This is a genomic window from Luoshenia tenuis, from assembly GCF_014384745.1.
In the GTDB taxonomy this organism is placed as follows: domain Bacteria; phylum Bacillota; class Clostridia; order Christensenellales.
In genome coordinates this window covers 412,202-434,422 of the sequence record NZ_JACRSO010000003.1, presented here as the reverse complement: position 1 = coordinate 434,422, position 22,221 = coordinate 412,202, and the positions used below count along the sequence as shown (strand labels likewise).

Here is a 22,221-nt window from a genome sequence, read left to right as displayed (position 1 = left end):
AAATGGTGTCGTAACAGTTTATTAAAAACTTACTCACGAATTGGTCATAACCCCCTGATATATTCAATATAACGAAACGGGGAACCCCCAAAGTTATAATGGATAAAGGGGCGGCCCGGAGAAAGGAAGTGAACGAGGTTATGGAAGATAGCGAGGTACAAGTACCGGCGGGCCCGCCGCCAGGCGCCATCGTTTTGGCTGCCCCGGTTTTTTTGCGGCGGTAAACCCGAATCAACCCCTTCTCTCTCACATAGATAAAGACGGCTTTGCCGCAATATACATGCCACAAGACGCGGGGCCCAAGCGCCCCAAAACGAACGGAAAGGAGAAGATGCTTTTCCTCCGATAGAATATAGATAGATTGATCATACCTCCCCCCAGCCGCGGAAAAAAGGGCGCCGCCTTTTGGGGGACTCTATCGCCGGCGATGCATGCGCCCGCCGCCACAGGCCCCCAAAGGCGGGGTAAAGGGCGGGCGCCTCAAGGCCCATCAAAAGATAAATTGGATAGATGCAAGCGCAAGGGCAGGGAAAATTCCCTGCCCTTGCCGTTTTTTCCATCACAATTCCCCCCTCCCTTTGACCTTACAGCCAATGTAAAAAATCACTTTCCCAAACGCTTGGCGCCAGGCGGGCCGTTTATCCCCCCAACAACTCCCGCTATCCCCGTGCTCTTGTGCCGGGAGAAATCTGCCGTCCTCAGCAGAATAAATGTCGTTCCGAACCTTGCGAAGAATTTCTTTATATTCGCTTGGCCCGACTTTGATCGATGCGGTCCAGCTCCGCTTGCCCCATCCTGCCCATGCGCTTTTCCACCTTACCCTTGCGCTTGCCCCATCTTTCACCCGCCACGCCCGCGCGCTGTGCGGGCGGCTGTTCCCCAAAATTTGCAAAGGGTTTACACCTAGACAACCCCTTTGTTTCGCGTTACAATGGAGAAAAGCGGATAAGCCTTTTTCGGGCTTTGAAAGGAGCGTTAACGCATGACGGTAAAAGAGATCATCTCCCAACTCACCCTGGAGGAAAAGGCGGGCCTGTGCTCCGGGGAGGATTTTTGGCATCTCAAATCGGTGCAGCGGCTCGGCCTGCCCGGCGTGATGGTGTGCGACGGGCCCCACGGGCTGCGCAAGCAGGCCTCCGAGGCGGATCATCTGGGCCTGAAGCTCAGCGTGCCGGCGGTCTGCTTCCCGGCGGCCTCGGCCACGGCCTGCTCTTTTGATACCGCCCTTCTGGAGGAAATGGGCGCGGCCCTGGGGCAGATGTGCCAGGCCGAGGACGTCAGCGTGCTGCTGGGCCCGGCGGTCAACATCAAGCGCAGCCCGCTGTGCGGACGCAATTTTGAGTACTTCTCTGAGGATCCCTGCCTGGCCGGCGAGATGGCCGCCGCCCACATCCGGGGCGTGCAAAGCCAAAATGTGGGCACCAGCCTGAAGCACTTTGCCGCCAACAACCAGGAGTACCGGCGGATGACCTCCTCTTCCCAGGTGGATGAGCGCACCCTGCGGGAGATCTACTTCCCCGCCTTTGAGCGGGCGGTAAAAAAGGCCCAGCCCTGGACGGTGATGTGCTCGTATAACCGCATCAATGGCGAATTTGCCTCCGAGAACAAGTGGCTGCTCACCGATGTGCTGCGGGATGAATGGGGCTTTGAGGGCTATGCGATGACCGACTGGGGCGCCTGCAACGACCGGGTCAAGGGCCTGAAAGCCGGGCTGGAGCTGGAGATGCCCGCCAGCGGCGGGGTGAACGACCGGGAGATCGTGCGCGCCGTGCGCGAAGGGCGGCTGGACGAGGCCGTGCTGGACCGGGCGGTGGAGCGCATCTTAAACATCACCCTGCGCTACCTGCAAAATCACAAGCCCACCGTTTGCGATCTGGATGCGCAAAACCAGCTGGCCCGCAAGGTGGCCAGGGAGAGCATGGTGCTGCTGAAAAACCAGGGCGCCCTGCCCATCGCCAAGGAGCAAAAGGTGGCCTTTATCGGCGCGTTTGCTAAAACGCCTCGCTACCAGGGGGGCGGCAGCTCCCACATCAACGCCACCAAGGTGACCGGCGCGCTGGAGGCGGCCCAGGGGCGCTTCAACGTAACTTATGCCCCCGGCTATTCTTTGGAGGGGGAAACGCCCGACCCGGCGCTGATTGCGCAAGCCGTATCCGTGGCAAAGGCGGCGGATGTGGCCGTGGTGTTCGCCGGCCTTCCGGACGCCTTTGAGTCCGAGGGGTATGACCGCACGCACATGCGCATGCCCCAGAGCCATAACGCCTTGATCGAGGCCGTGGCCGCGGCCCAGCCCAATACGGTGGTGGTGCTGTACAACGGTTCGCCGGTGGAGACCCCTTGGATCGATCAGGTCAACGCCCTGCTGGAAGGGTATCTGGGCGGGCAGGCCGTGGGCGCCGCCACGGTGGACCTGCTCTTTGGCGATTGCAGCCCCTGCGGCAAGCTGGCCGAGACCTTCCCCCTGCGCTTGGAGGATAACCCCTCTTACCTCAACTTCCCCGGCGTCAAGGATACCGTGGAATACCGGGAGGGCGTGTTTGTGGGCTACCGGTATTACGACAGTAAAAAGATGCCGGTGCGCTTCCCCTTTGGCTTTGGCCTAAGCTACACCCAGTTCGCCTACAGCGATCTTTGCTTAAGCGCCGATACCCTGGGCCCGGACGATACCCTGACCTGCCGCCTCAAGGTGAAAAACACTGGCTCCCGCCCGGGCAAGGAGATCGTCCAGCTCTACGTGCGGGACTGCACCGGCGCGGCCCTGCGGCCGGATAAAGAGCTGCGCGGCTTTGCCAAGGTAACCCTGCAGCCAGGCGAAGAAAAGGAAGTGACCCTGACCCTTGATATGCGCGCCTTTGCCTTTTACGATGTGGAAAGCCATGCCTGGCGCGCGGCCGATGGTACGTTTGAGATTTTAGTGGGCGCCTCCTCCCGGGATATCCGCTTGACCGGCCAGGTGCGATTCCAAAATCCCGCCCAAGCTCCCGTACAGGTGCACGAGAACTGGACCGTGGGCGACCTGCTGGCCGACCCGCGCACCGGCCCGGCCGCCAAAAAGCTGCTGGGGCAGATGATGCCCGACCTGGACCTGGAGGACGAAAAGGCTAAGGACGATATGATGCTGCACGTGATGCTCAACCTGCCGCTGCGCTCGGTCCGCAGCTTTGTGGGCGCTGATTTTGATAACGACCGTCTGCGCGGCCTGATCGACAAGATGAACGCCGCCCTGGGCGGCTGACGCCAAAAGATTCGCCAAAGCCCCCGCCAACGTGCGGGGGCTTTGCCTTTGCCAGGGCCCCCTCCCGCTTTAGCAACAGCGCTCTATCCAACTCCACCGCGACCGAGCGCAAGCTACCCTCAGCGGCTAACCTTCAGGATTCCTCGCTGCTCTTGGAATGACAAATATAGTATACCTTTATACGCAAGTGTGTCATTCAGAACGAAGGCGAAGCCGGAGTGAAGAATCTGATGGCGTAGCTGGAAAGAGGCGCTTTATCGGGACTGCGAGGATGCAGGCCACAAGCGAGAGGTTGTAACGAGATTCCTCGCTTACGCTCGGAATGACAAGGGTAGCCTGCTGCCTGCGCATAAACCTATGGGTTTTCGCTCGGCGTCATCTCTCCCTCCGGCGCACCCTTTGGGTGCGCCACCTCCCTCGTCAGAGGGAGGCAAGTGTGGATTAAGTCAAAAGGCATAACATAAGCGAAACGGCTGGAAAATTAATTGGTTCATCAGCATCGGAGGGTTTGAAAAACCTCCGTCCCCACCTCGGAGTGGCCGTTTGGGGAAATCTATAGCGCCCGCCGCCAGTGGCGGGAAAAGGGCGCGATGATTTCTGTGAACGTGAGGTGCGCCCGAGCGGCCGGCACGCCGCGATGGGCAAACCCACAGTGAACAGAGGGGCTTTAGCCTAAAGGGGGAAATCGGAATCCCCCTGCTTACGCCCCCTCTGTTCGCTATGGACGCAGGCTTCGCGGCACGTTGTCCGCTCGCCCTTGTCTCATGCTCACAGAGCGCTGCACTCACTTACCGGGACCATCTCTGGGGCCACCTCTGTTCGCTGAGGTTTCGGCCTTCGTGCCAAAGGGCACTTGCCCTCAACTTACGCTCACAGAAATCATCGTGCCCTTCATCGCCCACCGGGCGCGGGCACTATAGATTTCCACCGGCGGCGTTCGTTCCGCGCTCCCTTAACATATAAAACACGTTCCCTAACTTTCCTCCCTATTTCGCATTATGCCTTGGTTCTCTACTGAACGAAAACCTATACCCTTCCATCTATATCTTCCCGCTCGAACCGGACTGAAAAACCTTCACTCATTCCCCCATTGCACCTCGCCCTTTCCTTGTCATTGAAACGCAAGGCCGCAGGCCTGCGAAGAATCTCCTGCGTTACCTGCCCCGCCCCGCCTCCCCACAGCGCCATGGAAACGCCCGTCCCAGCGGTCGCTTCTCCCGCGCGACAAAATCCATCTGTGCGCAGCACGGTTTCAGCCTTTATTTTGCGGGTTCCACTTCATAAAAAGCCGGCCAGATCGCTCGATCCGGCCGGCTCCCGTTTTGTTTCGCGCTGCCTCAGTGCCCTTTGTGCTTATCTTTTTTGCGCTGCTGGCGCAGGGCAAACTGCCGCCGCGCCTCCCGCTCCCGCTCTTCGCGGGTCCGCCTGCGTCGGGCCAGCTTCCCCGCCGCCTGTTGCAACTTCAGCGCCTGCTGGGCCCGGGTGCCCACGCCCGCGTCCTGCATCTGCCGCCGGGCGGCCCGCTGCATCCGTTTGGGGTTGATCCGCCTTTGCGCTGCCGCCTGCGCGGCCATTTCCTGTCCCGGTTCCAAACGCTCCCAGTTTTGCAGCAGGGCGGCATACACCTCATAGTCCCTGGGCTCCGCGCCAAAGGTCAGCTTACAGGCGCCATAGCGCCCGCCGCTCTCCCGCTCATACACGCCCACCCAAAAAGGGTCCTCAAACAGCACCGTCAGCGTCGCTTTTACCTGTTCCATCATTTCCTCCTTTATTTTAAACCGCAAAGGGTGGACAACCAAGGAGGCAGGTTACTGGCAGCTTGCTTGAAGCCGCGCCCGGACTACCAACCGGGACTGTGTTTTCCCCTTTGCGTAAGATCAGCTTGTTTTCTTCTGTTCAAGCACCTCTTTCAATCTTTATATCCTTTCCCCGCCGTGTAAGCGGGGCATATGTCGCGTAAGTACGCATAGCCTTTCCCCGTCATTGAAGAGCCCGCAGGCACCGCGAAGAATCTCTCGCGTCACATGCCCCGCTCCGCCTCCCCACAGCGCCTGTGGAAAAACCTTCCCAGCGGTCTTCCCTCGAAATTCCTCGCTGCACTCAGAAAGACGGCGCGATAAGGCCAAGCCGAACCCCTACACCTTTTTAAAGCGGGTGGCCTCTTCCATGGGCATCCCGGTATCGTAATCCAGCTGGCGCGCTTCCCCCGGCTCGGTCTCCTTTTGTCGGGTATAGCCGGTATAGGCCCAAGTCGCGGGCCGCGCGTCCGCCCGCCAAGGCCGCCGCTCCCAATAATAGCCCCGGAAGGGGTCCCGGGTGCGGTTCATCATCTCCAAAATCCGGTCGTGCAGGGCGTCCCGCACCGCGGCGGTATCCTCCCGGCCGATGAGGTTCTCCATCTCGCAGGGGTCCTCTTGTAGGTCGTACAGCTCGTCGGTGCTCAGCAGGTTCACCACCAGCTTATAGCGCCCGTCAAAGGCCGCCCGCATGGGCTGGAAGCCCCCGAACCCGTCGTGGTCCACCTCATAGCGGCCAAATTCAAAGAACACCTGCTCATCCACCGGCTCCGCCCCGCCCGCCAGCGCGGGCGCCAGGTCGTGCCCCGGCAGGGTGGGCGCCGCCACCCCCATGTAATGCAATAGGGTGGGCGCCAGGTCGATATGGGAGACCGGGTGGGGATACACCCTTCCCTCCAGCGCCGCGCCGCCCGCTATGATCAGGGGGATGTGGCAGATCTCCTCATACCCCGCCGGGCCCTTGCCGCTTAAGGCGTGGGAGCCGATAAAGTCCCCGTGATCCGAGGTGAATACGATCATCGCATCGGGCGCCAACTCCCGCGCGGCATCGATCACCCGGCCCAGCTGCTGGTCGGCAAAGGCATTGCAGCCCAAAAGGTAGCGCGGGGTCAGCTTCAGCGCGTCCGCATCCCGCTTCAGGTTCTCCCCCGCCCAGGCCCGCTGGTGGGGCGGCTTATTCTGCAGATCGTCCCACACATTGGCGCTTTTGGGGAACTGATAATTCTCAAACATGGAGGCAAAGGGCTCGGGGCAGAGCGAGGGGCCGTGAGGCTCATCCAGGCTGACGGTCAAAAAGAAGTCCTCCCCGCCGTTCTCCTGCAAAAAGCGCACCGCCCGGTCGGCCACCCGGTAGCCATAGGTAAATTCGGGCTTTACGGGGTTGCCCTCCACTCGGGAGTAGCGCCGCTCCTCCTCGGTCAGTTCCTCCAAATAGCAGCGCATATCGTACCAGTAATCCGCGTCCCACCCTTCGGGGCAGACGCCGTTGCCAAAGTAATCGCCCCCGTCCAGGTGCCATTTGCCGATGTAGCCGCAGTGCACGCCCGCCTCGGTCAGCCGCTGCCCCAGGGTCTTGACGTCCGCCGCCAGCGCCACCGAGTTGGTCCACCCGCCGCAGGAGTGAGGGTAAAGCCCGGTAAAGATGGCGCTGCGGGCCGGCCCGCACACCGGCTGGCAGGTATAGGCCCGTTCAAACCGGGTGCCCCGCGCCGCCAGCGCGTCCAAGTTGGGGGTGTGCATGGCGGCATTGCCGTAGCAGCCCAGCATATCCCACCGGGTGGTATCGGTCATTAAAAAGAGGATCTGCCGCTTATCTGCCATTTTACTATTCCTCCTTGATCGCCTGCAGGGCCCTGATGGCCAGCAGGGCCGATTCCGGGTGCCGGCAGAGCTTATCCCGGGTCAAAAACACCCGCTCCCCGCTAAGCGTGCGGGCCGCGGCCCCGTCCTTTTCCCGCCGCACCAGGGATTCAAAGCGGCCAAGCGGCATGGCGATCATCCCCTCGACCTCCTCGCCGGGGGCAAAGTCCTGCGCGCTTGCCCGGGCCAGAAATACCGTGGCCACCTCCCGGTCGCCCGCCTCGTCCTCCCGGCACTGGCCCAGCTCCGTCAAATCCTGGGCCTGCAGCGCAAGGCCCACCTCTTCGCGCACCTCCCGCAGGGCGGCCTGCTCCGGCGTCTCCCCGGCCGATATATGCCCGGTGGTGCCGGCGTCGTAAAACCCGGGATAGGTTTTTTTCTGTGCCGCGCGCTTTTGCAAAAATACGCATTTCTCCCTGCGGAAGGTCCCGTACAGCCACACGTGCACCACCCGGTGCCAGTGCTGCGTACCATGGGCCTGGGCCCGGGGCAGCTCGCCCACGGGGTTTAAATCATCGTCATATATCGTCAGCATTTCCTCGGCCATCTGCATTGCCTCCTTCACTGTTCGCCCCCGCCTAGGCTACTGTGCTCCGCACGCGCTGGGGAAGCGCACATCCTCCGCCTGCACGCTCATGGGCACGTGGGGGCAGCCTTCCTCGTCGTAATTGGGGCCGCAGCGCTTAAAGCCGAACCGCTCGTAAAACGCCGCCACCCGCTCCTGGCCGTTGACCAAAATTTCCCTTGCCCCGTAGCGCAGCGCCCGGTCCAGCAGCATGCGCACCATCAAATCCCCATAGCCCTGGCCCCGGTATTCCTTCAGCACCGCAATCCGCCCGATGCGCAGCACCCCCGGCTTTTCCATGATCAGCCGGCCGGCCGCCACCGTCTTTCCGCCCACGTTAATCATCCCATGGTGGGCCAGCGCGTCGTGCTCGTCTACCTCTTTATCGCCGGAAAAGCCCTGCTCCTCCACAAACACGGCCCAGCGCACCGCCAGCGCGGGCTTTGCCGCCTCCATCCCCTGGACGAATTTACCCTCAAACATGGTCCCTCTCCTTCCTTTTGGCCCTCAAAAGCGCCGGGCAGTCCCGGCCTTTTAACCAGTTGCACCCGCCGGGGCAGCCATAGCAGGGGTTGACCGGCTCCCCCGCCCGGGCCCGCGCGCCAAAGTTTTCGTCCGCCAAAAAGGCCCGGCCCACCGCTACGATATCCGCCAGGTCGCGGGTAATCACGCCCTTTGCCTGCTCCGGCGTGCGGATGGAATTGACCGCCACCACCGGCACCTTTACCGCCGCGTGCACCAGAGACGCGCCGTACACGAACCAGTTGTATCCAAAGTCCTCCGGAACGGAGTCCGGCACGGGCCCCAACCCCGCCGATACGCTCAAGTAATCCGCCCCCGCCTGCTCCAGCGCCTGGGCCAGCTTTACGCCCGCATCAAAGTCGTTATCGTTTACCCCCATGCGGTAGCCTACGATAAAGTCCTCCGGCAGGGCGTCCTTTACCTCCCGCAGTACCCGCAGCGGCAGGGCATACCCGGCGTATGCGTCCGTGCGCGTGTTATAGGTGGGCGAGGTGAATTCGTTGAGCAGGTACTCATGGCAGCCGTGTAGCTCCACCCCGTCCATCCCCGCCGCATGGGCGCGTCTGGCCGCCGCCACGAATTGCCCGATAATCGTTTCGATCTCTTCCGCCCGCAGCGCCCGGGCCTTGCGGCCCTCCCTTTCGCAGTCGCTGGGCGCGGTCAGATCATCAGTCACCGTCGCAGCCGCCTTGAACCCGGCGTGGTGCAGCTGCACAAAGCATAAGCTGCCCGCCGCCTTTACCGCCCGGGCGATGGCCGCCATCCCTTCAATCTGCCCGTCCTCCCATAGGCCCAGCTCGCCCCGGCCCAGCCGCGCCTCAGGGGCGATGGCGGTGCACTCCACCACCACAAGCCCCGCGCCGCCCCTGGCCCGCGCGCCGTAATGGGCCACGTGCCCCGCGTCCGCGCGGCCGTTTAGCTCCCGGTCGTCCCTGCGGGTCAGCATGGGCGGTAGCATCAGCCGGTTAGGCGCCGTCCTGCCCTTCAGGGTAAAGGTCTCAAATAATTGGTTCATCCCCACATCCCCCTTTTTACCGCAGCGCGGCCATCATTTTATCGATCGGTTCAAATACAGGCCTGCGCCCTTCAAAGTAGCAAAGCCGCTCAAAGCCCGCCGTCCGGGCCAGCTCCAGCGCCGCCTTAAAGTGCTGGCCCACCGCTTCGGGCGCGTGCGCGTCCGAGCCGATGGTGGCGATCTCTCCCCCCATCTCCCGGTAGCGGCGCAAAATATCCGCCTCCGGCATGGGCCCGCCGGTCTTGGGGAAGCTGGAGGTGTTGATCTCCAGTCCCTTGCCCATCCGCACCAGCCTTTGCAGGATCGCCTCCACCGCCTCCCGGTAGTCCCCCAGGCGCAGGGCCGGGTCCTCATAGGGCGCGCATTTGGCGATATAGCCCAAGTGCCCCATGCAGTCGAACCCATCCCAGGCGTCCAGCGAGTCGATCACGGCGTCCAGGTAGCGCAGGTAGGCCTGGCGGCGGGTCAGCCCCTCATAATACTCTTTATCGTAGCAATCCCATTCCCCCGCCACGTGCACTGAGTACAGCAGGTAATCAAGCTCGTACCGCTGCGCGTACAGCCGGGTCTGGACAATGGTGGCGGGCATGTACCCCACCTCCAATCCCCAAAGGATCTTCAGCTGCGCAAACCGCTCCCGCGCCCTTTCAATCTGCTCGCGCTCCCGGTAGGGCTCGCACAAAAACAACGTCTCTTTGTCCGGATGGCCGATATCCACGTGCTCGGTGGTGCAAAGGGTGCCGATGCCCTTTTGCAGCGCGGCCTGGCACATCTCATCCAAACGCGCCTGCGAATCTCCCGAAAGATGGGTGTGCATATGGCAGTCAAACACTTTTTTGCCGCCTCCTTTATCCCGTAATGAGAAAGCCGCCTAAAATCTTAAGCGGCTTTACCGTTCCTTGCGCTTGGCCGGCCTGTGGCGCGTCCCGTCCTCTTCCTCTATGATCACGTTGTCCAGCATCGCGCTCACATTTTTGCGCAGCGCCTGCAGGTATTCCGCCCGCAGGGCCAGCTGCTCCTGCTTTTCCGCCTCGCTCAACCCCTGTGTGCGGGATTTGTGCGCCAGGGCGTTGATGCGGTTGATCTTCTCCATCGGAAGCACGATAACCCGTTCTCCTTTCCCCCGTGCGGCCCCGCCGCCCGATAAAGGCAATGCCCTCGTTCATTTATACGATGTCCCTACAATGTCTATACAACGCCTATATTATTCGACGCACCCGGCCGCTTTTCCTCCCTGCAAACCGGTTCGTCAGCTGGTTTCGGTCCGCCGCCCTTAAGTTCATGCACGCTGCACGGCTTTTGCCATTCAGAGGGAGCGAAGAATCTCGTGCATGGGCGAGAAAGCAGTGTTTGACCTATGGCTACGTGATGCAGGCAAGGCCAACAGGGCGTAAAGAGATTCCTCGCTTACGGCTTCGGAATGACAGAATTAGAAACGATAATCTGCGCGGGAAAGGATAGGTTTATGCGCAAGCCTGTCATTCAGAACGAAGGCGAAGCCGAAGTGAAGAATCTCAGGGCATAGGCAGGAAAGCGGCGCTGAACCTGCGCGGCAGGGGTGGCCCCTGTGCTACGCGGTGCGGGCGGGGCTGCTCAGGAGATCAGGAGATTCCTCGCTTATGCTCGGAATGACAGAGAGAGGAATGCTATGCCCTTTGATTTAACCCCCACTTGCCTCCCTTTGACGAGGGAGGTGGCGCACCCGTTGGGTGCGCCGGAGGGAGAGATGCCATTGTATGAAAACCTAAACTTTAGCACTCGCTACATTGTCATTCGGAACAGAGGGCGGCTAGTTTATGGTGGGCGAGAGAATAGGGGAAACATAGGAAATCAGGAGCGGATGAGGGGGCGATAGCCCGGGAGCGGCTAATAGGGCGATAGCCTTGCCATTCAGAGCGAGGCCGTAAGGCTACGCGAAGCATCTCCCGCCTCACCTCACAGCTACGCCCGACTCGCGCGGCTTGAGAATAGCCGGGCCCGGTAGTTGTCAATAGCTTCCCCGCGCAAGCTCCGCATCACAGGGCAGGAAGCCTTGATCGGCATTGATAAACCCATGCTTTGGGCCGCGTCTTTCGCGCCCGGCGGTCTAGGGGCGCTGTCTTTTTTTGCGGTCCCCTTTACATTCGCACCCGGCATGCTATAATATTAATTCCCTGCGCGCTTTGCACCCCCGGCCTTCCAGGCCGCGGGGCGTATTTTGCTGCCCGCAGGGCAGATTATTTTGATAAAGGAGGGCTGCTCATGTCTTTGCAAGATCATCCCGCATATCCGCAGGAGCAGGCGCACCTGCAAAAAACCCTCTCCCTCATCGCCCGGGAGACCGGCCTGGCCCGCGAGGAGGAGCGCGAGCGCCGGGAGGCGCTGGAGGATACCCGCCGCCGCAGCGGCGAGGGTGCGGCCCTGATGCTGCACGAATTGCAATACCGCATGACGTCCCAGGCCCTCCACAACCTGCAGCTGGCCGCAAAGGCCCCCTATTTTACCCGTGTGGATTTTACCCAGAGCGGCGAAACCGCCCCTACCGCCTACTATATCGGCAAGGCCGGGGTGCTGGACAGCCGCACCCAGACCCCCTGGGTGATCGACTGGCGCGCGCCGCTGGCCAACCTGTACTACGCCGGGCAGCTGGGCCAGGTCTCCTACCGGGCGCCGGATGGGGAGATCGAAGGGGAACTTAGCCTTAAGCGGTTGATGACCATACAGGACGGCCAGTTGCAAACCATCTTTGATACCGACGTGGTGGCGCAGGACGCCTACCTGCAAAACGTGCTGGGCCAGAGCAAGGACGACCGGCTTAAAGACATCGTCTCCACCATCCAGCGCGAGCAGAACGACATCATCCGCGCCCCGCTGCGCGGCCCGGTGGTGGTGCAGGGCGCCGCCGGCAGCGGAAAAACCACCATCGCCCTGCACCGCATCGCCTACCTTTTATACGTCCACCGGGGGGAGCTGGCCCCTTCGCAGATGCTGATCCTGGCCCCCAGCCCCCTGTTTTTGGACTATATCTCCGCCGTTCTGCCGGAGCTGGGCGTGGACCAGGTGCGCCAGTGGACATTCCCCCAGCTATGTGCCCGCCTGCTGGGCAAGGATATGCCCCGCCTGCAAACCGAGGACCCGCTCTTTACCCTGCTGGACCCCGCCGCGCCCCAGGCGCAAAAGCAGGATCTGGCCTTGGCGGCCCGCCTGCGGGGCACGCTGGCCTTCCGGGACGCGGTGGCGCGCTACTTGGAGCAGGTAGAACGCAGCCTGCCGCCTAAGGAGGGCTTTACGCTGGAGGGGCAGACCGTGCTCTCGGGTGAGGAGGTGCTAAGGCTCTATCTTCAGGACCTCAAACCCTTCCCCCTTAAGCGGCGGATGGAGGAGCTGAAAAAACCCCTGCGCCGCCGGGTAAGCGAGATGCTGGGGGCGCTGATCGCCGCGCGGGAGGAGCGGGCCGCCGCCATGGCGCTGCTGCTGCGCCGCACCTCCCCGGAGGACAGCCCCCAGCGCCGGGCCGCTATGCAGCGCATCTACGCCCAGCGGGATCAGGCCGTTCATGCCCTGCGCGAGCAGATCCGGGTCTATCCCGCTGCGGCCGCCGCGGCGCTCACCCCACCCCGGGTGATGGATGCCTATATCGCCTTTCTCTCCGGCCCCGTGCCGCAGGGGATCGATCCGCAAGCCTGGGCCGCCCTTTCGCGGGTAGCCCTGCCCGCGCTTCAGGCCGGGCGCGCCGCCGAGGAGGATCTGCCCGCCCTGGTGCTGATCCGCCGCTATCTCTACGGCCTGCACGAGGAGATGGCTATCCGCCATACCGTGGTGGACGAGGCGCAGGATTTTTCGCCCTTCCAGTTTGACCTGCTGCGCACCCTGGCGGGCAACAGCTCCTTCACCCTGGTTGGGGATCTGGCCCAGGGCATCCGCGCCTACCGGGGCACCACCGCCTGGCGCGAGGACCTGTCCGCCGTATTCTCCGACCCCGCGCCCGCCTTTTTGGGGCTGACCACCAGCTACCGCTCTACGGTGGAGATCATGCGCCTGGCGGGCACGGTCTGCGCCCGCCGGCCCTATCCCGGCATGGTGGCGGCCCAGCCCGTGCTGCGCCATGGGGAGGCCCCGGCGCTTTTCTTCGTCAAACCCCGGGCGCTTGGCGGGGCGCTGGCCGCCCGTATCCAGCGCCTGCTGGATGAGGGGTACCGCACCATCGCCGTCATCGCCCGGGATGAAAACGAGTGCCGCCCGCTGCACCGCGCCCTGCAAAAGGCGCTGGGCCAACCGGTACAGCGGCTCACCCCCAAGGATACCCACTATGCCGGCGGGGTGATGGTGGTGTCTGCCCCGCTGGCCAAGGGGCTGGAGTTTGACGCAGTGCTCATCCCGGATGTCAGCGCCGGGCGCTACCCGGGCAGCGATCTGGACGCGCGCCTGCTCTACGTGACCATGACCCGTCCCCTGCACCGGCTGTACTGCTACTGCACCGGGGAGCTAAGCCCGCTGCTCAAAGCGGAGGACTTTGAGGTGGAAGGATAGAGAGGGGCGCGCCCGAAACCGCCGTCCCCATATCATGCGAGGCCCCCTTTATTCCCCCGTCATTCAGAGCGGGGGACGAAAGCCCGCGCGAAGAATCTCCCGCATCCTCTTTTAGCCGCGCTTTACCCGCACCGCAGCGGCACGGGCCCAACCAATTGGTTGCCCCGAGATTCCTCGCCAGGCTCGGAATGACAGATTATAAACCGCATTGGCGCGCACGCCATACGCCGCTTGGAAAATTGTGCGGAAGGAGACGAAATGCCTTTCTTTGAATCATCCAGGGATCTTTCTATCGCCTTATTCATGATGCTATTTGCCGCTATACTGGGGTTCTCAATTATTTATGTGGCAGCGCGCTGGCTCAAAGACAAACGCGCGCCACGCATCGTGGTTCGCGCGGCCCTGTCCAACAAGCGCGCTCAAGAAGATTACGTTTATCGCCAGCGAAATACCGCCCCCGGGATGCGCGCGCAAAAGCGCATCACCTACTATGTGACCTTTGCCCTGGAAAGCGGCGGACAAATTGAGCTGCGCGTAAGCAAACCCCAATACCTGAAGCTGAAAAAGGGATATAAGGGTACGCTTACCTATCAAAGCGCAAGGTATATCGGGTTTGAAAGAGATTAATCCGTCGCTGTCTGCCGCCATACAAGCGTTTTCCCGGGTTGAACGGCTGATTCCATTAAAAACTTGGGCATTGCTGTTGCGGCTGCTTTTCGCTTTTTTCCGTCGTGCAGCGTCCTCTCAATCGCCAAGCGGGCGGCTTTCGCCGCCCGCTTTTTTCGTCCCCTGCCCTTAAAAGGGATTGCCCGCGTCCCGAGAGTCAAAGCCGAAGAACTTGAGTGCCCGCTGGATGGTCAAGTCCCAAAAGCGCCACTCGTGCTCGTATCCGTCAAACTCCTCAAAGGTCGCCTCCAGCCCGATCTTGCCGGCATAATCTTTAAACTTCAGGTAGTTCTGGTAGCCAAAGTCCTCCCTGCCGATGGCGAAATACAGCCGGGGCAGCGTCCCCTTTTCAATCAGCCCGGGCAGCTTATCCCAGGGGTTGCAGGCGCTGTCCAAAAACGCGTCCAGCCCGCCCAGCTGGTCTACCTGGGTCTGCACCCGCCCGCGGAACCGGGTCATAAACGGGTCGCCCTCCTCCCCCGGTTGGCAGGCGAAAAGCGCCTTGTAATCCATCGGCCCGGCCGAGAGGATGGCTGCCCCGGCAAAGTGCTCCGGGTAGGCGCAGGCATACTGCATCGTGCCGCCCCCGCCCATGGAGAGGCCGGCGATAAAGTTGTCCTCTTTGCTGTCCGAGGCCGGGAACCAGTTATAGATCAGCGGCATCAATTCTTTGATGAGGTAATCCTCCATAAAGAAGCCGGTGCCAAAGCCCTTCCAGTTCATGTAATTGCTGTTGAGCGCGCTGGGCATCACCACGATCAGGTCGTTCTCGCAGGCGTACAGCTCGATCATGCTCTTTCGCAGCCAGTCGCTGTGGTCCCCAAAGGTGCCGTGCAGCAGCCAAAGCACCGGGTACTTTTTGCCGCTGCCGTAAAAATCGGCAGGGGATTGTTCCCGTGGCTTGTCGGGAAGGATCACGCTGACCTCGTGGTTGACCATCAGGTACTGGCTTTCAAAATTCATGGTGACAAGTGCCATTTTTCTTTTCCCCCTCTTTTTTCTCTCTCGGGGCTTTACACCCCGTCTACCCTATTATGATACCACAGGCGCGGCCAAAAGCAAATCCTTTGCCAGCTAAATATCAAACGCCGTTCCCCCTCGCCCTATAGCGCAAAAAATGCTAGGTGAAAAGCGGCCCTTATGGTAGAATATTGGGGAACGCTCCCATAAAATGTCAATGGGGCGCTGTGGCATATCATTTTCTCGCGCGGGCCGCGCTTGTGGCCTTTAAGGCCGTCCGTTCTTTACTCACGCGGGTCATTTTTACGGGTATTTAAAAGGGGATATCTTGCGCCCGTTTGGCGCTTAAAATTGAGGGGGTATGGTTTTGAGGGAGTATCTACGCAAGATGGACCCGAACGTCAAGCTGTTTTTCATCATCTCCGCCCTGATCGGCCTGGGCATGGGCTTGAGCGATTCGGTGTACAGCAACTATTTTAAGGATGTCTATGACGTGACCGCCCTGCAGCGCGGGCTGATCGAAACGCCGCGCGAGCTGCCCGGCATGCTGCTGCTGGTGATGACCTCGCTGGCCGGCTTTTTGGGGGATCTGCGCCTGGCCATCATCGCCCAGCTGCTGTGCGCGGCGGGCGTGCTGGTGCTGGGGCTGTGGACTCCGCCCTTTGGGCTGATGCTGGTTTTCCTGTTCATCAACTCCACCGGCATGCACCTTTACATGCCCTTGCAGGAATCCATCGCCGTTTCCCTCATCAAGGACGGCAAGACCGGCAGCTGGCTGGGCAAGTTTACCGGCTTTCGCACCGCGTTTGTCATGGTGGCGGGCCTGCTGGTATTCTTCGGCTTTGGCAGCGGCTTTTTAAGCTTTTCCAATCCTATCGTGATCTTTATCATCGCGGCGGCCTGCTCGGCCGCGGCGGCGGTTCTGTTTATCAAAATGCGCCGCAACGCCGGCGAGGTGTACGAAAAAGGCAGGCCCAAGTTCCGCTTCGTATTTAAAAAGCGGTATGCCATCTATTACGTGCTGGCCATCGTCAACGGCGCGCACAAGCAGATCATGACGGTGTTCGGCCCCTGGGTGCTGATCGAGCTGATGCTGCAGCAGACCGATACCATGGCCATCCTCTCGGTCATCGGCTCGGGTATCGGGGTGCTGTTTATCCCCCTGCTGGGGCGCCTGGTGGATCAGTTCGGCGTCAAAAAGGTGATGTTCGGCGAGGGGCTCGTCTTCATCTTCGTCTATCTGGGCTACGCCTTCGTGCAGCAGGCCTTCTCCCCGGAGGTGGCGCTGTGGTGCTGCTTTGCTTTTTACGTGCTCAACCGCATGGGCATGCAGTTTGCGGTGGCACGCACGGTTTACCTGCGCAACATCGCCGAAACGCCGGAGGACATCATGCCCACCCTCTCCACCGGCATCAGTTTGGATCACCTGGTCTCCATCGCCGCCTCCGCCCTGGGCGGGTGGATCTGGTACGAGTGGGGCTACCAGTACGTGTTCTTTATCGCCGCCGGCCTTTCGCTGATCAATATGGCCGCAGCCCTCATCATCAAGGAGGATAAACCCAAGGCCCAAGCCTAAAAGGATTACGTAAAAGCGGCCCGCCAATCTTGGCGGGCCGCTTTTTGACATGCTTTTTACTATCGCTCGACAAACCTCAGGTCGATCCCGCCGTTGGTGGAGCGGGCCATCAGTTCCCATTCCCCGCCCACGGAGTTGGGCAGGCTGCTGCCCCCGTTTACGGTGGAGGTGCTCACAGCGTACTCCGCCTGCTCGCCGATCAGCGTGCCGCCGATCGGGCCGTTCACCGTAGTCAGCGATACATTGCCCTGCGCGCGCACCCGGCTTAAGTCGATGCGGCCGTTCATGCTCTCCGCCGTCAAACCGCCCACCCGGCAGTCTACAAGGCTGACCGGGCCGTTGACGCTGCGCGCCGCCGCGCCCTCGCCGCTCTCCAGGCCCGCCAGGTCCACCGCGCCGTTTTGGGTCGTCGCGGTAAACGCGCCCGCCCTCACGGCCGAGCCATCGATCCCGCCATTGGTGTTCACAAGGCTGATCTCGCCCTGGGCCTGCACATCCCTCAGGCTGATCCGTCCATTGACGGTGCTGGCGCTGAGCGTATTGAGCGTTACGCCCTCGGCCTCCACCGGGCCGTTGACGTTGCGCACGCTGGCCTTCAGCGTTACCCCTTCGGGCAGGGCCACCGTCACTTCATGCGGGGTAAAGGAAAAATTCAGCACCATGATGTGATCGTACCAGGCCCGGCTGTCCCAGTAATTGCAGCTGATCAGGCCGCCCTCCTGCGTCACGTTATAGTGGTCGAACTCGGTCTCCCAGTAGGTGATGTGGATCTGCCCATCCTCGGAGGGGATGATCCGCACCGGCTCGTTCGTCACCGAGATGGAAAGCGCGCTCACCCCTTGCGGCTGGGCGGAGAAGGTGCGCTGCTCATACTCCAGCTGCGTGCCCAGCTTCTCAAAGTCGAACCCGGCCGCCGCTACGCCGCAAAAGCTCAGCACCAGCCCCAGGGCCAGTACGATCGCGGCGATCCTGTATAGCTTTTTCATCATCTTACGCCACCTCCTTACGGATAAACGGGGCCTTGATCTTGCGCAGCAGCCACTTGCCCAGCCACAGCGTACCCTTGGCCGCGCCCATCGCACAGGGGAAGGCCAATACCGCCAGCGCCAACGCGCTTAAACCCATGCCGATGCAGAAAACCAGGTTGGCCCCGCCGCCGGCGCCAAACGCCCTGATAAACATCAGCGGGCCGGAAAGGGCCAGCGTCGCGTCCAGCACGAACAGGCAAAGCACCAGCACCCAAAAGACCAGGTAAAGCGTCAGCCCCACCGCCAGTACCGCCAGCGCCACCGGCAGCCAGATGGGCGAGCCGATGGCGATCAGGGCGATGGACCCGCCCGAGAGCCTGCGCCCCGTCTTGGCGCGGGCGCGGATCAGATTGCCAAGCGGCGCCTGGCTCAAGATCTCTTTGGCGATCACCGGCAGCGGCTCCATGCTGGCCACGGCCTGTTCCTCTTCCATGCCCTCTTCCACCCGGTCGTCGATCATCTCGGCGTAATAGGCGCAGGTCTTTTTGATCTCCTCTGGGTCCAGCGCGTCCAGATAGCCCGCCAGCCCCTCCAAAAATGCCTGTTTGTTCATTGCTCGATCCCCTCCTTGATAAAGGTATAGATCCGGTCGATCTCCTGCCACTCGCCAAGGAAATCCCGAATTTTCGCCTCCCCCTCCGGGGTGATGGCGTAGTACTTGCGCAGCCTGCCGTTGTGCTGCGCGGAGTAGACGCTGACGCATCCGCTGCCCTCCAGCCTTTTAAGGATCGGGTAGAGCGTGGATTCGGATATCTGAAGCACCCCGCTGAGATCTTTAATGATCTGGTAGCCGTACGAGTCGCCCCGGGTCAGCACCTTGAGCACCCCGATCTCCAGGATGCCGCGCTTGAGTTGTGCGTCCAAGCCCAACACCTCCTTACGCATAATACTATATAACGCATAGTATAATGTGTCAAGAGGTATCCGACATTTTAGTCAGAGGCGTCGGTCTACCGTCTATTTAAAACGCAAACCTAGCCAGCGGGGGAATCTCCGGCCTGTCCGCTGGTCTGTAAACAGTTTCCCGCCCAGGTTTTGTTCTTTTCTCCCGGGGCTGGCAACAATAAAAAAAGCGCAGGGGGAGTTTCTCCCGCTGCGCCTCTTGCTCATTCCCGCGCTATGGCTGGCGCTTATCCGCCATTTTACCGGATTTGCGTCCACTGTACAGGTACACCAGGACCGATGCGGCCACCACCAGCGCCCCGCCGACCAGCGAAGTCGGGCTTAGCCCCTCCCCCAGGAAGAGGAAGCCCAGCACCATGGAAAACGGGATGCCCGCGTAATTATACACGCTCACCTCCGAGGCCGGTGCCATGCGGTAGGCATAGGTCAGGCAGATCTGCCCAAAGGAGCCAAACAGGCCGATGGCCAGCAGGCAGCCAAGCTCAAAGGGGGTGGGCCACACAAAATCCGCCAGCATAACGGGGATGGAGGCCACCATCGAGAAGGTGGAAAAGTGCATGATCACGGTCAGCGCGTCCACCTTGTCCTTAAAATAGCTTAAAAGCGTATAGGCCACCCCCGAGGTCACCGAGGAGATAAAGGCCATGGCCAGCGGCCAAAGGTTGCTGTTAAAGCTGGGGTTGGCCACCAGCACCGCCCCGCCAAAGGCCAGCAGCAGCGCCGGGATCTGGACCTTGGAGAGCTTCTCTTTTAAAAAGATCACCGCAAACAGGGTGACCAGAAAGGGAGAGAGCTTGCTTAAGATCGCCACATCCGCCTGGGCCGCGTTATTGGAGGCGTAAAACACCGTGATCACGCCCAGAAAGCCGAAAAAGCTGCGTCCAAACAGCCACTTTTGGTACCGGCGCGGCCCAAAGACCGATAGGTGATTGCGCCGGATCAGGATCAAGGCCACCACCAGGCTGATGGAATTGCGGAAAAACACCTGCTCCATCACCGGTATGCGGTCTCCGGACAGGTGCACGGCGATCTGCATGCTGCTAAAGAGCAGCGCGCTTAAGATCATCAGCAATATGCCCTTTTGCTTTTGCGTCAGCCTGGCCATGTACTTCCCCTCCCGTTCTCTTGGATCAAAGCAGCGGCCCCGGTTAAAGGCTGCCGGCCTATTATGGTTCGCCGCCATAAAAAAGCGGCGCCCCTTTGAGGCGCCGCATCCGCTTTACTTTTACGCCGCGCCCGGGGCCTATTCGTCCTCCTCGGGCAGTTCGGCATTGTGCCACACGTTTTGCACGTCGTCGTGGTCGTCCAGCATCTCCAGCATCAGGTTGATCTTCTGCACCGTATCCGGGTCGCTCACCGCCACGGTATTCTGGGGCAGCATCTCGATCTCGGCCGTTTCAAAGCTGAAGCCCTGGCCCTCCAGCGCCTCGCGCACGGCGGAAAAATCCGCCGGGTCGGTGTGTATCTCAAAGGCGTCGTCCTGGGCCTCAAAGTCCTCGGCCCCGGCCTCCAGCGCCTGCATCATCACCTCGTCCTCGTCCAGGCCCTCCCGGTCGATCACCAGCACGCCCTTGCGGTCGAACATCCAGCTTACGCAGCCCGTGGCCCCTAACGAGCCGCCGCGCTTATCAAAAATATGCCGCATTTCCCCCGCGGTACGGTTGCGGTTATCCGTTACCACCTCGACGATCACGGCTACCCCGCCTGCGGCATAGCCCTCGTACTGCAGGTCCACATAATTGGCCCCATCGCCCTCGCCCGCCGCCTTTTTGATGGAGCGGTTGATGTTGTCGTTGGGCATGTTGGCCGCCTTGGCCTTGGCGATCACATCGCGCAGCCGGCTGTTCTGCTCCGGGTCAGCCCCCCCGCCCTCGCGCACGGCGATGGCGATTTCGCGGCCGATCTTGGTAAAGATTTTGCCGCGCTGTGCGTCGGTCTTTTCTTTTTTATGCTTGATATTGGCCCACTTGGAGTGTCCTGACATCCGAAGTTCCTCGCTTTCACTATTCTTCCAAGCGTGAATTATACCATATCCATTGCCATCGCGCAAGGCTGCCCGCCGCAGTTCCGGCGCCTTTGCCCCTTCTAAAGGGCGGCGCCTGCCCGCTTTTTGCCGCAGGCCGTACGTTGCGTCACGGCCTGTCCAGGGCCGCTCCGGCCCCCGGCCCTATCCTCCGGCGGCCCCTTACGCCCGGTGCGCGTTACAGCTTGCCCTGTTTAAAGCCGCGGTAGCGCTTGGCCGCCAGGTTGACCAGCGCCCGGTCCTGGCTGTAGGTGATCATCTCCAGCGCCTGGTCGATGGGGTAAAACCCGCCGTCCACAAAGCCGTCCTCCCGGCTAAAGCGGCTTTGCAGGCTCCCGGCCGTCATCAAATACCAGGTCACCTGGTTGCACACCGGCCGCTTGCGGGTGATGGAGTAAAACTCGTAGTTGGTCTCCCCGATGGAGGAGAGGATCTCCGCCTCCACCCCCGCCTCGGCCTTGACCCGCCGCAGCGCCACCTCCCGGGCATAATCCCCGGCGCGGATCACGCCCTTGGGCAGCACCCACTCGTCCTTCTCGTTTTTTAGGATCAGTACGCTATCCTCGCAAAATACCAGCCCACCGGCACAGGAACGAAACAGCATCGCCCTTCCCCCTTCATCTTATGTATTTTTATAGTCGCTTCAAGGTGTTTATCCTGCAGGAAATGAGGCCGCATTTTCCGCGGCGCTTTATGCTTAACCTCATGATAACCCCGCCGGCGCGAAAGCGCAAGCCCTAGCTGCCGCCCCCCACATCGGGGATGAGGTTGAGCATCTGGTCGGTCTCGTCTACGTTGACGTAGGATTCGGGCACCGTGCCTACGATAATGGTCTGCGCCACAGGGTTGACCGTATCGATACTCACCGTTTCGCCGCCCACCGGCACCACCACGCGGATCTGCGCGGTCACCTTCAGGCTGATCTCCAGCTTGGTCTGGTTGATGCCCGCCGGCTCAAAGGAGGTGATATACTCGGTATTCACCCAGCCCACCGGCATCACATAGACCGGAAACGCCGGCCCGCGCCCGGCAAACATCGCCCCGCCAAATACCGACCCGATGGGGATCATGATCTCCTGATCCTGCTGGGCCTGCAGCTTATCCTGTATATCCAGCGCCGTGCGGCTGGCCAGGTTGTTCAGCTTGGCCGTATCGGTCTGCACCGCCGTCACCCTGCCGTTTTCGTCTTTTTCTATGGTGATCAGCGCCTCATAAGGGAAGGTGTTGCCCAACACGTCGCGGATCGAATCGTTGATGATCTGCGCCGCCTGCGAGCGGGCCTGTGCCGCGCTGATGGAGATCACCAGCGGTTTTAATCCCAGCTCAAAGCCCAGCCCCGCGCCACCCAGCGCCAGGGCCAGCGCCGTCAATACCGCCGCCGTCTTGCGCTTGATTCGCCTTGCACGCATCCTGCCCCCTCCTTTGCCCTTTCCGCTTTGTCGCCTCTACTCCATTCCCTCTACCTTATGCCCGTGCGCGGGTTTTGTTGCATCCTGGCGCATTTGCGCCGGCGCGCCGTCAAAGTGTTACGCTTCCATTACAGTTCGGTTAACAATGCGCGGC

General features: G+C 61.3%; 19 protein-coding genes. 4 read left to right on the top strand and 15 right to left on the bottom strand.

Annotated elements, in window-relative coordinates; genetic code table 11:
- Positions 1 to 982 precede the first annotated feature (982 nt).
- A complete protein-coding gene (locus H8699_RS09390) occupies positions 983 to 3,235 on the top strand; it encodes a glycoside hydrolase family 3 C-terminal domain-containing protein (RefSeq protein ID WP_249285452.1) in 2,253 nt (750 codons plus the stop codon).
- Positions 3,236 to 4,572: 1,337 nt separating this feature from the next.
- On the opposite strand, the gene H8699_RS09385 is transcribed toward H8699_RS09390, so the two are convergent.
- From H8699_RS09385 to H8699_RS09355, 7 genes are all read right to left on the bottom strand, one after another.
- Positions 4,573 to 4,992: a YjdF family protein gene (locus H8699_RS09385; protein WP_249285451.1), complete on the bottom strand. Its 420-nt coding sequence runs from the start codon at positions 4,990 to 4,992 to the stop codon at positions 4,573 to 4,575.
- A 378-nt stretch (positions 4,993 to 5,370) separates the two neighbouring features.
- Positions 5,371 to 6,852 carry a sulfatase-like hydrolase/transferase gene (locus H8699_RS09380; protein WP_249285450.1) on the bottom strand — a complete coding sequence of 494 codons (1,482 nt, stop codon included), beginning with the start codon at positions 6,850 to 6,852 and terminating at the stop codon, positions 5,371 to 5,373.
- 4 nt (positions 6,853 to 6,856) lie between these two features.
- Positions 6,857 to 7,438 carry an NUDIX hydrolase gene (locus H8699_RS09375; protein ID WP_283244186.1) on the bottom strand — a complete coding sequence of 194 codons (582 nt, stop codon included), beginning with the start codon at positions 7,436 to 7,438 and terminating at the stop codon, positions 6,857 to 6,859.
- A 36-nt stretch (positions 7,439 to 7,474) separates the two neighbouring features.
- Positions 7,475 to 7,939, bottom strand: a complete 465-nt coding sequence (locus H8699_RS09370; RefSeq protein ID WP_249285449.1) for a GNAT family N-acetyltransferase — start codon at positions 7,937 to 7,939, stop codon at positions 7,475 to 7,477.
- Positions 7,932 to 8,993, bottom strand: coding sequence for an oxidoreductase (locus H8699_RS09365; protein ID WP_249285448.1), 1,062 nt, complete (start codon positions 8,991 to 8,993; stop codon positions 7,932 to 7,934). Before H8699_RS09365 ends, H8699_RS09370 begins: the two co-directional genes overlap by 8 nt.
- A 16-nt stretch (positions 8,994 to 9,009) precedes the next feature.
- Positions 9,010 to 9,825 carry a histidinol-phosphatase HisJ family protein gene (locus H8699_RS09360; RefSeq protein ID WP_249285447.1) on the bottom strand — a complete coding sequence of 272 codons (816 nt, stop codon included), beginning with the start codon at positions 9,823 to 9,825 and terminating at the stop codon, positions 9,010 to 9,012.
- Positions 9,826 to 9,882: 57 nt separating this feature from the next.
- Positions 9,883 to 10,086 carry a DUF896 domain-containing protein gene (locus tag H8699_RS09355; RefSeq protein WP_249285475.1) on the bottom strand — a complete coding sequence of 68 codons (204 nt, stop codon included), beginning with the start codon at positions 10,084 to 10,086 and terminating at the stop codon, positions 9,883 to 9,885.
- Positions 10,087 to 11,234: 1,148 nt separating this feature from the next.
- On the opposite strand from H8699_RS09355, the gene H8699_RS09350 reads away from it, so the two are divergent.
- Both H8699_RS09350 and H8699_RS09345 read left to right on the top strand, forming a co-directional pair.
- A complete protein-coding gene (locus H8699_RS09350; RefSeq protein ID WP_249285446.1) occupies positions 11,235 to 13,502 on the top strand; it encodes a HelD family protein in 2,268 nt (755 codons plus the stop codon).
- A 258-nt stretch (positions 13,503 to 13,760) separates the two neighbouring features.
- Entirely contained in the window at positions 13,761 to 14,129 is a 369-nt protein-coding gene (locus tag H8699_RS09345) for a DUF2500 domain-containing protein (protein WP_249285445.1), read from the top strand.
- Between the two features lie 168 nt (positions 14,130 to 14,297).
- Here H8699_RS09345 and H8699_RS09340 read toward each other — a convergent pair whose 3' ends face one another.
- Positions 14,298 to 15,146 carry an alpha/beta hydrolase gene (locus H8699_RS09340; RefSeq protein WP_249285444.1) on the bottom strand — a complete coding sequence of 283 codons (849 nt, stop codon included), beginning with the start codon at positions 15,144 to 15,146 and terminating at the stop codon, positions 14,298 to 14,300.
- Between the two features lie 349 nt (positions 15,147 to 15,495).
- Between H8699_RS09340 and H8699_RS09335 the strand changes: the two genes are divergently transcribed.
- Complete coding sequence (locus tag H8699_RS09335; RefSeq protein ID WP_249285443.1) at positions 15,496 to 16,704, top strand: MFS transporter; 1,209 nt, start codon at positions 15,496 to 15,498, stop codon at positions 16,702 to 16,704.
- A 59-nt stretch (positions 16,705 to 16,763) separates the two neighbouring features.
- On the opposite strand, the gene H8699_RS09330 is transcribed toward H8699_RS09335, so the two are convergent.
- The 7 genes from H8699_RS09330 to yunB form a co-directional block, all read right to left on the bottom strand.
- Positions 16,764 to 17,693, bottom strand: a complete 930-nt coding sequence (locus H8699_RS09330; RefSeq protein WP_249285442.1) for a DUF4097 family beta strand repeat-containing protein — start codon at positions 17,691 to 17,693, stop codon at positions 16,764 to 16,766.
- A 1-nt stretch (position 17,694) separates the two neighbouring features.
- Complete coding sequence (locus H8699_RS09325; RefSeq protein WP_249285441.1) at positions 17,695 to 18,285, bottom strand: DUF1700 domain-containing protein; 591 nt, start codon at positions 18,283 to 18,285, stop codon at positions 17,695 to 17,697.
- Positions 18,282 to 18,596: a PadR family transcriptional regulator gene (locus tag H8699_RS09320; RefSeq protein WP_147517150.1), complete on the bottom strand. Its 315-nt coding sequence runs from the start codon at positions 18,594 to 18,596 to the stop codon at positions 18,282 to 18,284. Before H8699_RS09320 ends, H8699_RS09325 begins: the two co-directional genes overlap by 4 nt.
- Before the next feature lie 253 nt (positions 18,597 to 18,849).
- Entirely contained in the window at positions 18,850 to 19,740 is an 891-nt protein-coding gene (locus H8699_RS09315; protein ID WP_249285440.1) for a DMT family transporter, read from the bottom strand.
- A 138-nt stretch (positions 19,741 to 19,878) separates the two neighbouring features.
- A complete protein-coding gene (locus H8699_RS09310) occupies positions 19,879 to 20,619 on the bottom strand; it encodes a YebC/PmpR family DNA-binding transcriptional regulator (RefSeq protein WP_138294396.1) in 741 nt (246 codons plus the stop codon).
- Positions 20,620 to 20,836: 217 nt separating this feature from the next.
- On the bottom strand, positions 20,837 to 21,262 hold the full coding sequence (locus H8699_RS09305; protein ID WP_249285439.1) for an NUDIX hydrolase: 426 nt from the start codon (positions 21,260 to 21,262) through the stop codon (positions 20,837 to 20,839).
- A 133-nt stretch (positions 21,263 to 21,395) separates the two neighbouring features.
- Positions 21,396 to 22,067, bottom strand: coding sequence for a sporulation protein YunB (yunB, locus tag H8699_RS09300; protein WP_249285438.1), 672 nt, complete (start codon positions 22,065 to 22,067; stop codon positions 21,396 to 21,398).
- Positions 22,068 to 22,221: the final 154 nt, after the last annotated feature.

What these genes read in the sequence shown, in the direction of transcription:
- H8699_RS09390 (WP_249285452.1), top strand. Translation starts at nt 983, where the DNA reads ATGACGGTAAAAGAGATCATCTCCCAACTCACCCTGGAGGAAAAGGCG.
- H8699_RS09385 (WP_249285451.1), bottom strand. Translation starts at nt 4,992, where the DNA reads ATGGAACAGGTAAAAGCGACGCTGACGGTGCTGTTTGAGGACCCTTTT.
- H8699_RS09380 (WP_249285450.1), bottom strand. Translation starts at nt 6,852, where the DNA reads ATGGCAGATAAGCGGCAGATCCTCTTTTTAATGACCGATACCACCCGG.
- H8699_RS09375 (WP_283244186.1), bottom strand. Translation starts at nt 7,438, where the DNA reads ATGGCCGAGGAAATGCTGACGATATATGACGATGATTTAAACCCCGTG.
- H8699_RS09370 (WP_249285449.1), bottom strand. Translation starts at nt 7,939, where the DNA reads ATGTTTGAGGGTAAATTCGTCCAGGGGATGGAGGCGGCAAAGCCCGCG.
- H8699_RS09365 (WP_249285448.1), bottom strand. Translation starts at nt 8,993, where the DNA reads ATGAACCAATTATTTGAGACCTTTACCCTGAAGGGCAGGACGGCGCCT.
- H8699_RS09355 (WP_249285475.1), bottom strand. Translation starts at nt 10,086, where the DNA reads ATGGAGAAGATCAACCGCATCAACGCCCTGGCGCACAAATCCCGCACA.
- H8699_RS09350 (WP_249285446.1), top strand. Translation starts at nt 11,235, where the DNA reads ATGTCTTTGCAAGATCATCCCGCATATCCGCAGGAGCAGGCGCACCTG.
- H8699_RS09345 (WP_249285445.1), top strand. Translation starts at nt 13,761, where the DNA reads ATGCCTTTCTTTGAATCATCCAGGGATCTTTCTATCGCCTTATTCATG.
- H8699_RS09340 (WP_249285444.1), bottom strand. Translation starts at nt 15,146, where the DNA reads ATGGCACTTGTCACCATGAATTTTGAAAGCCAGTACCTGATGGTCAAC.
- H8699_RS09330 (WP_249285442.1), bottom strand. Translation starts at nt 17,693, where the DNA reads ATGATGAAAAAGCTATACAGGATCGCCGCGATCGTACTGGCCCTGGGG.
- H8699_RS09325 (WP_249285441.1), bottom strand. Translation starts at nt 18,285, where the DNA reads ATGAACAAACAGGCATTTTTGGAGGGGCTGGCGGGCTATCTGGACGCG.
- H8699_RS09315 (WP_249285440.1), bottom strand. Translation starts at nt 19,740, where the DNA reads ATGGCCAGGCTGACGCAAAAGCAAAAGGGCATATTGCTGATGATCTTA.
- H8699_RS09310 (WP_138294396.1), bottom strand. Translation starts at nt 20,619, where the DNA reads ATGTCAGGACACTCCAAGTGGGCCAATATCAAGCATAAAAAAGAAAAG.
- H8699_RS09305 (WP_249285439.1), bottom strand. Translation starts at nt 21,262, where the DNA reads ATGCTGTTTCGTTCCTGTGCCGGTGGGCTGGTATTTTGCGAGGATAGC.
- yunB (WP_249285438.1), bottom strand. Translation starts at nt 22,067, where the DNA reads ATGCGTGCAAGGCGAATCAAGCGCAAGACGGCGGCGGTATTGACGGCG.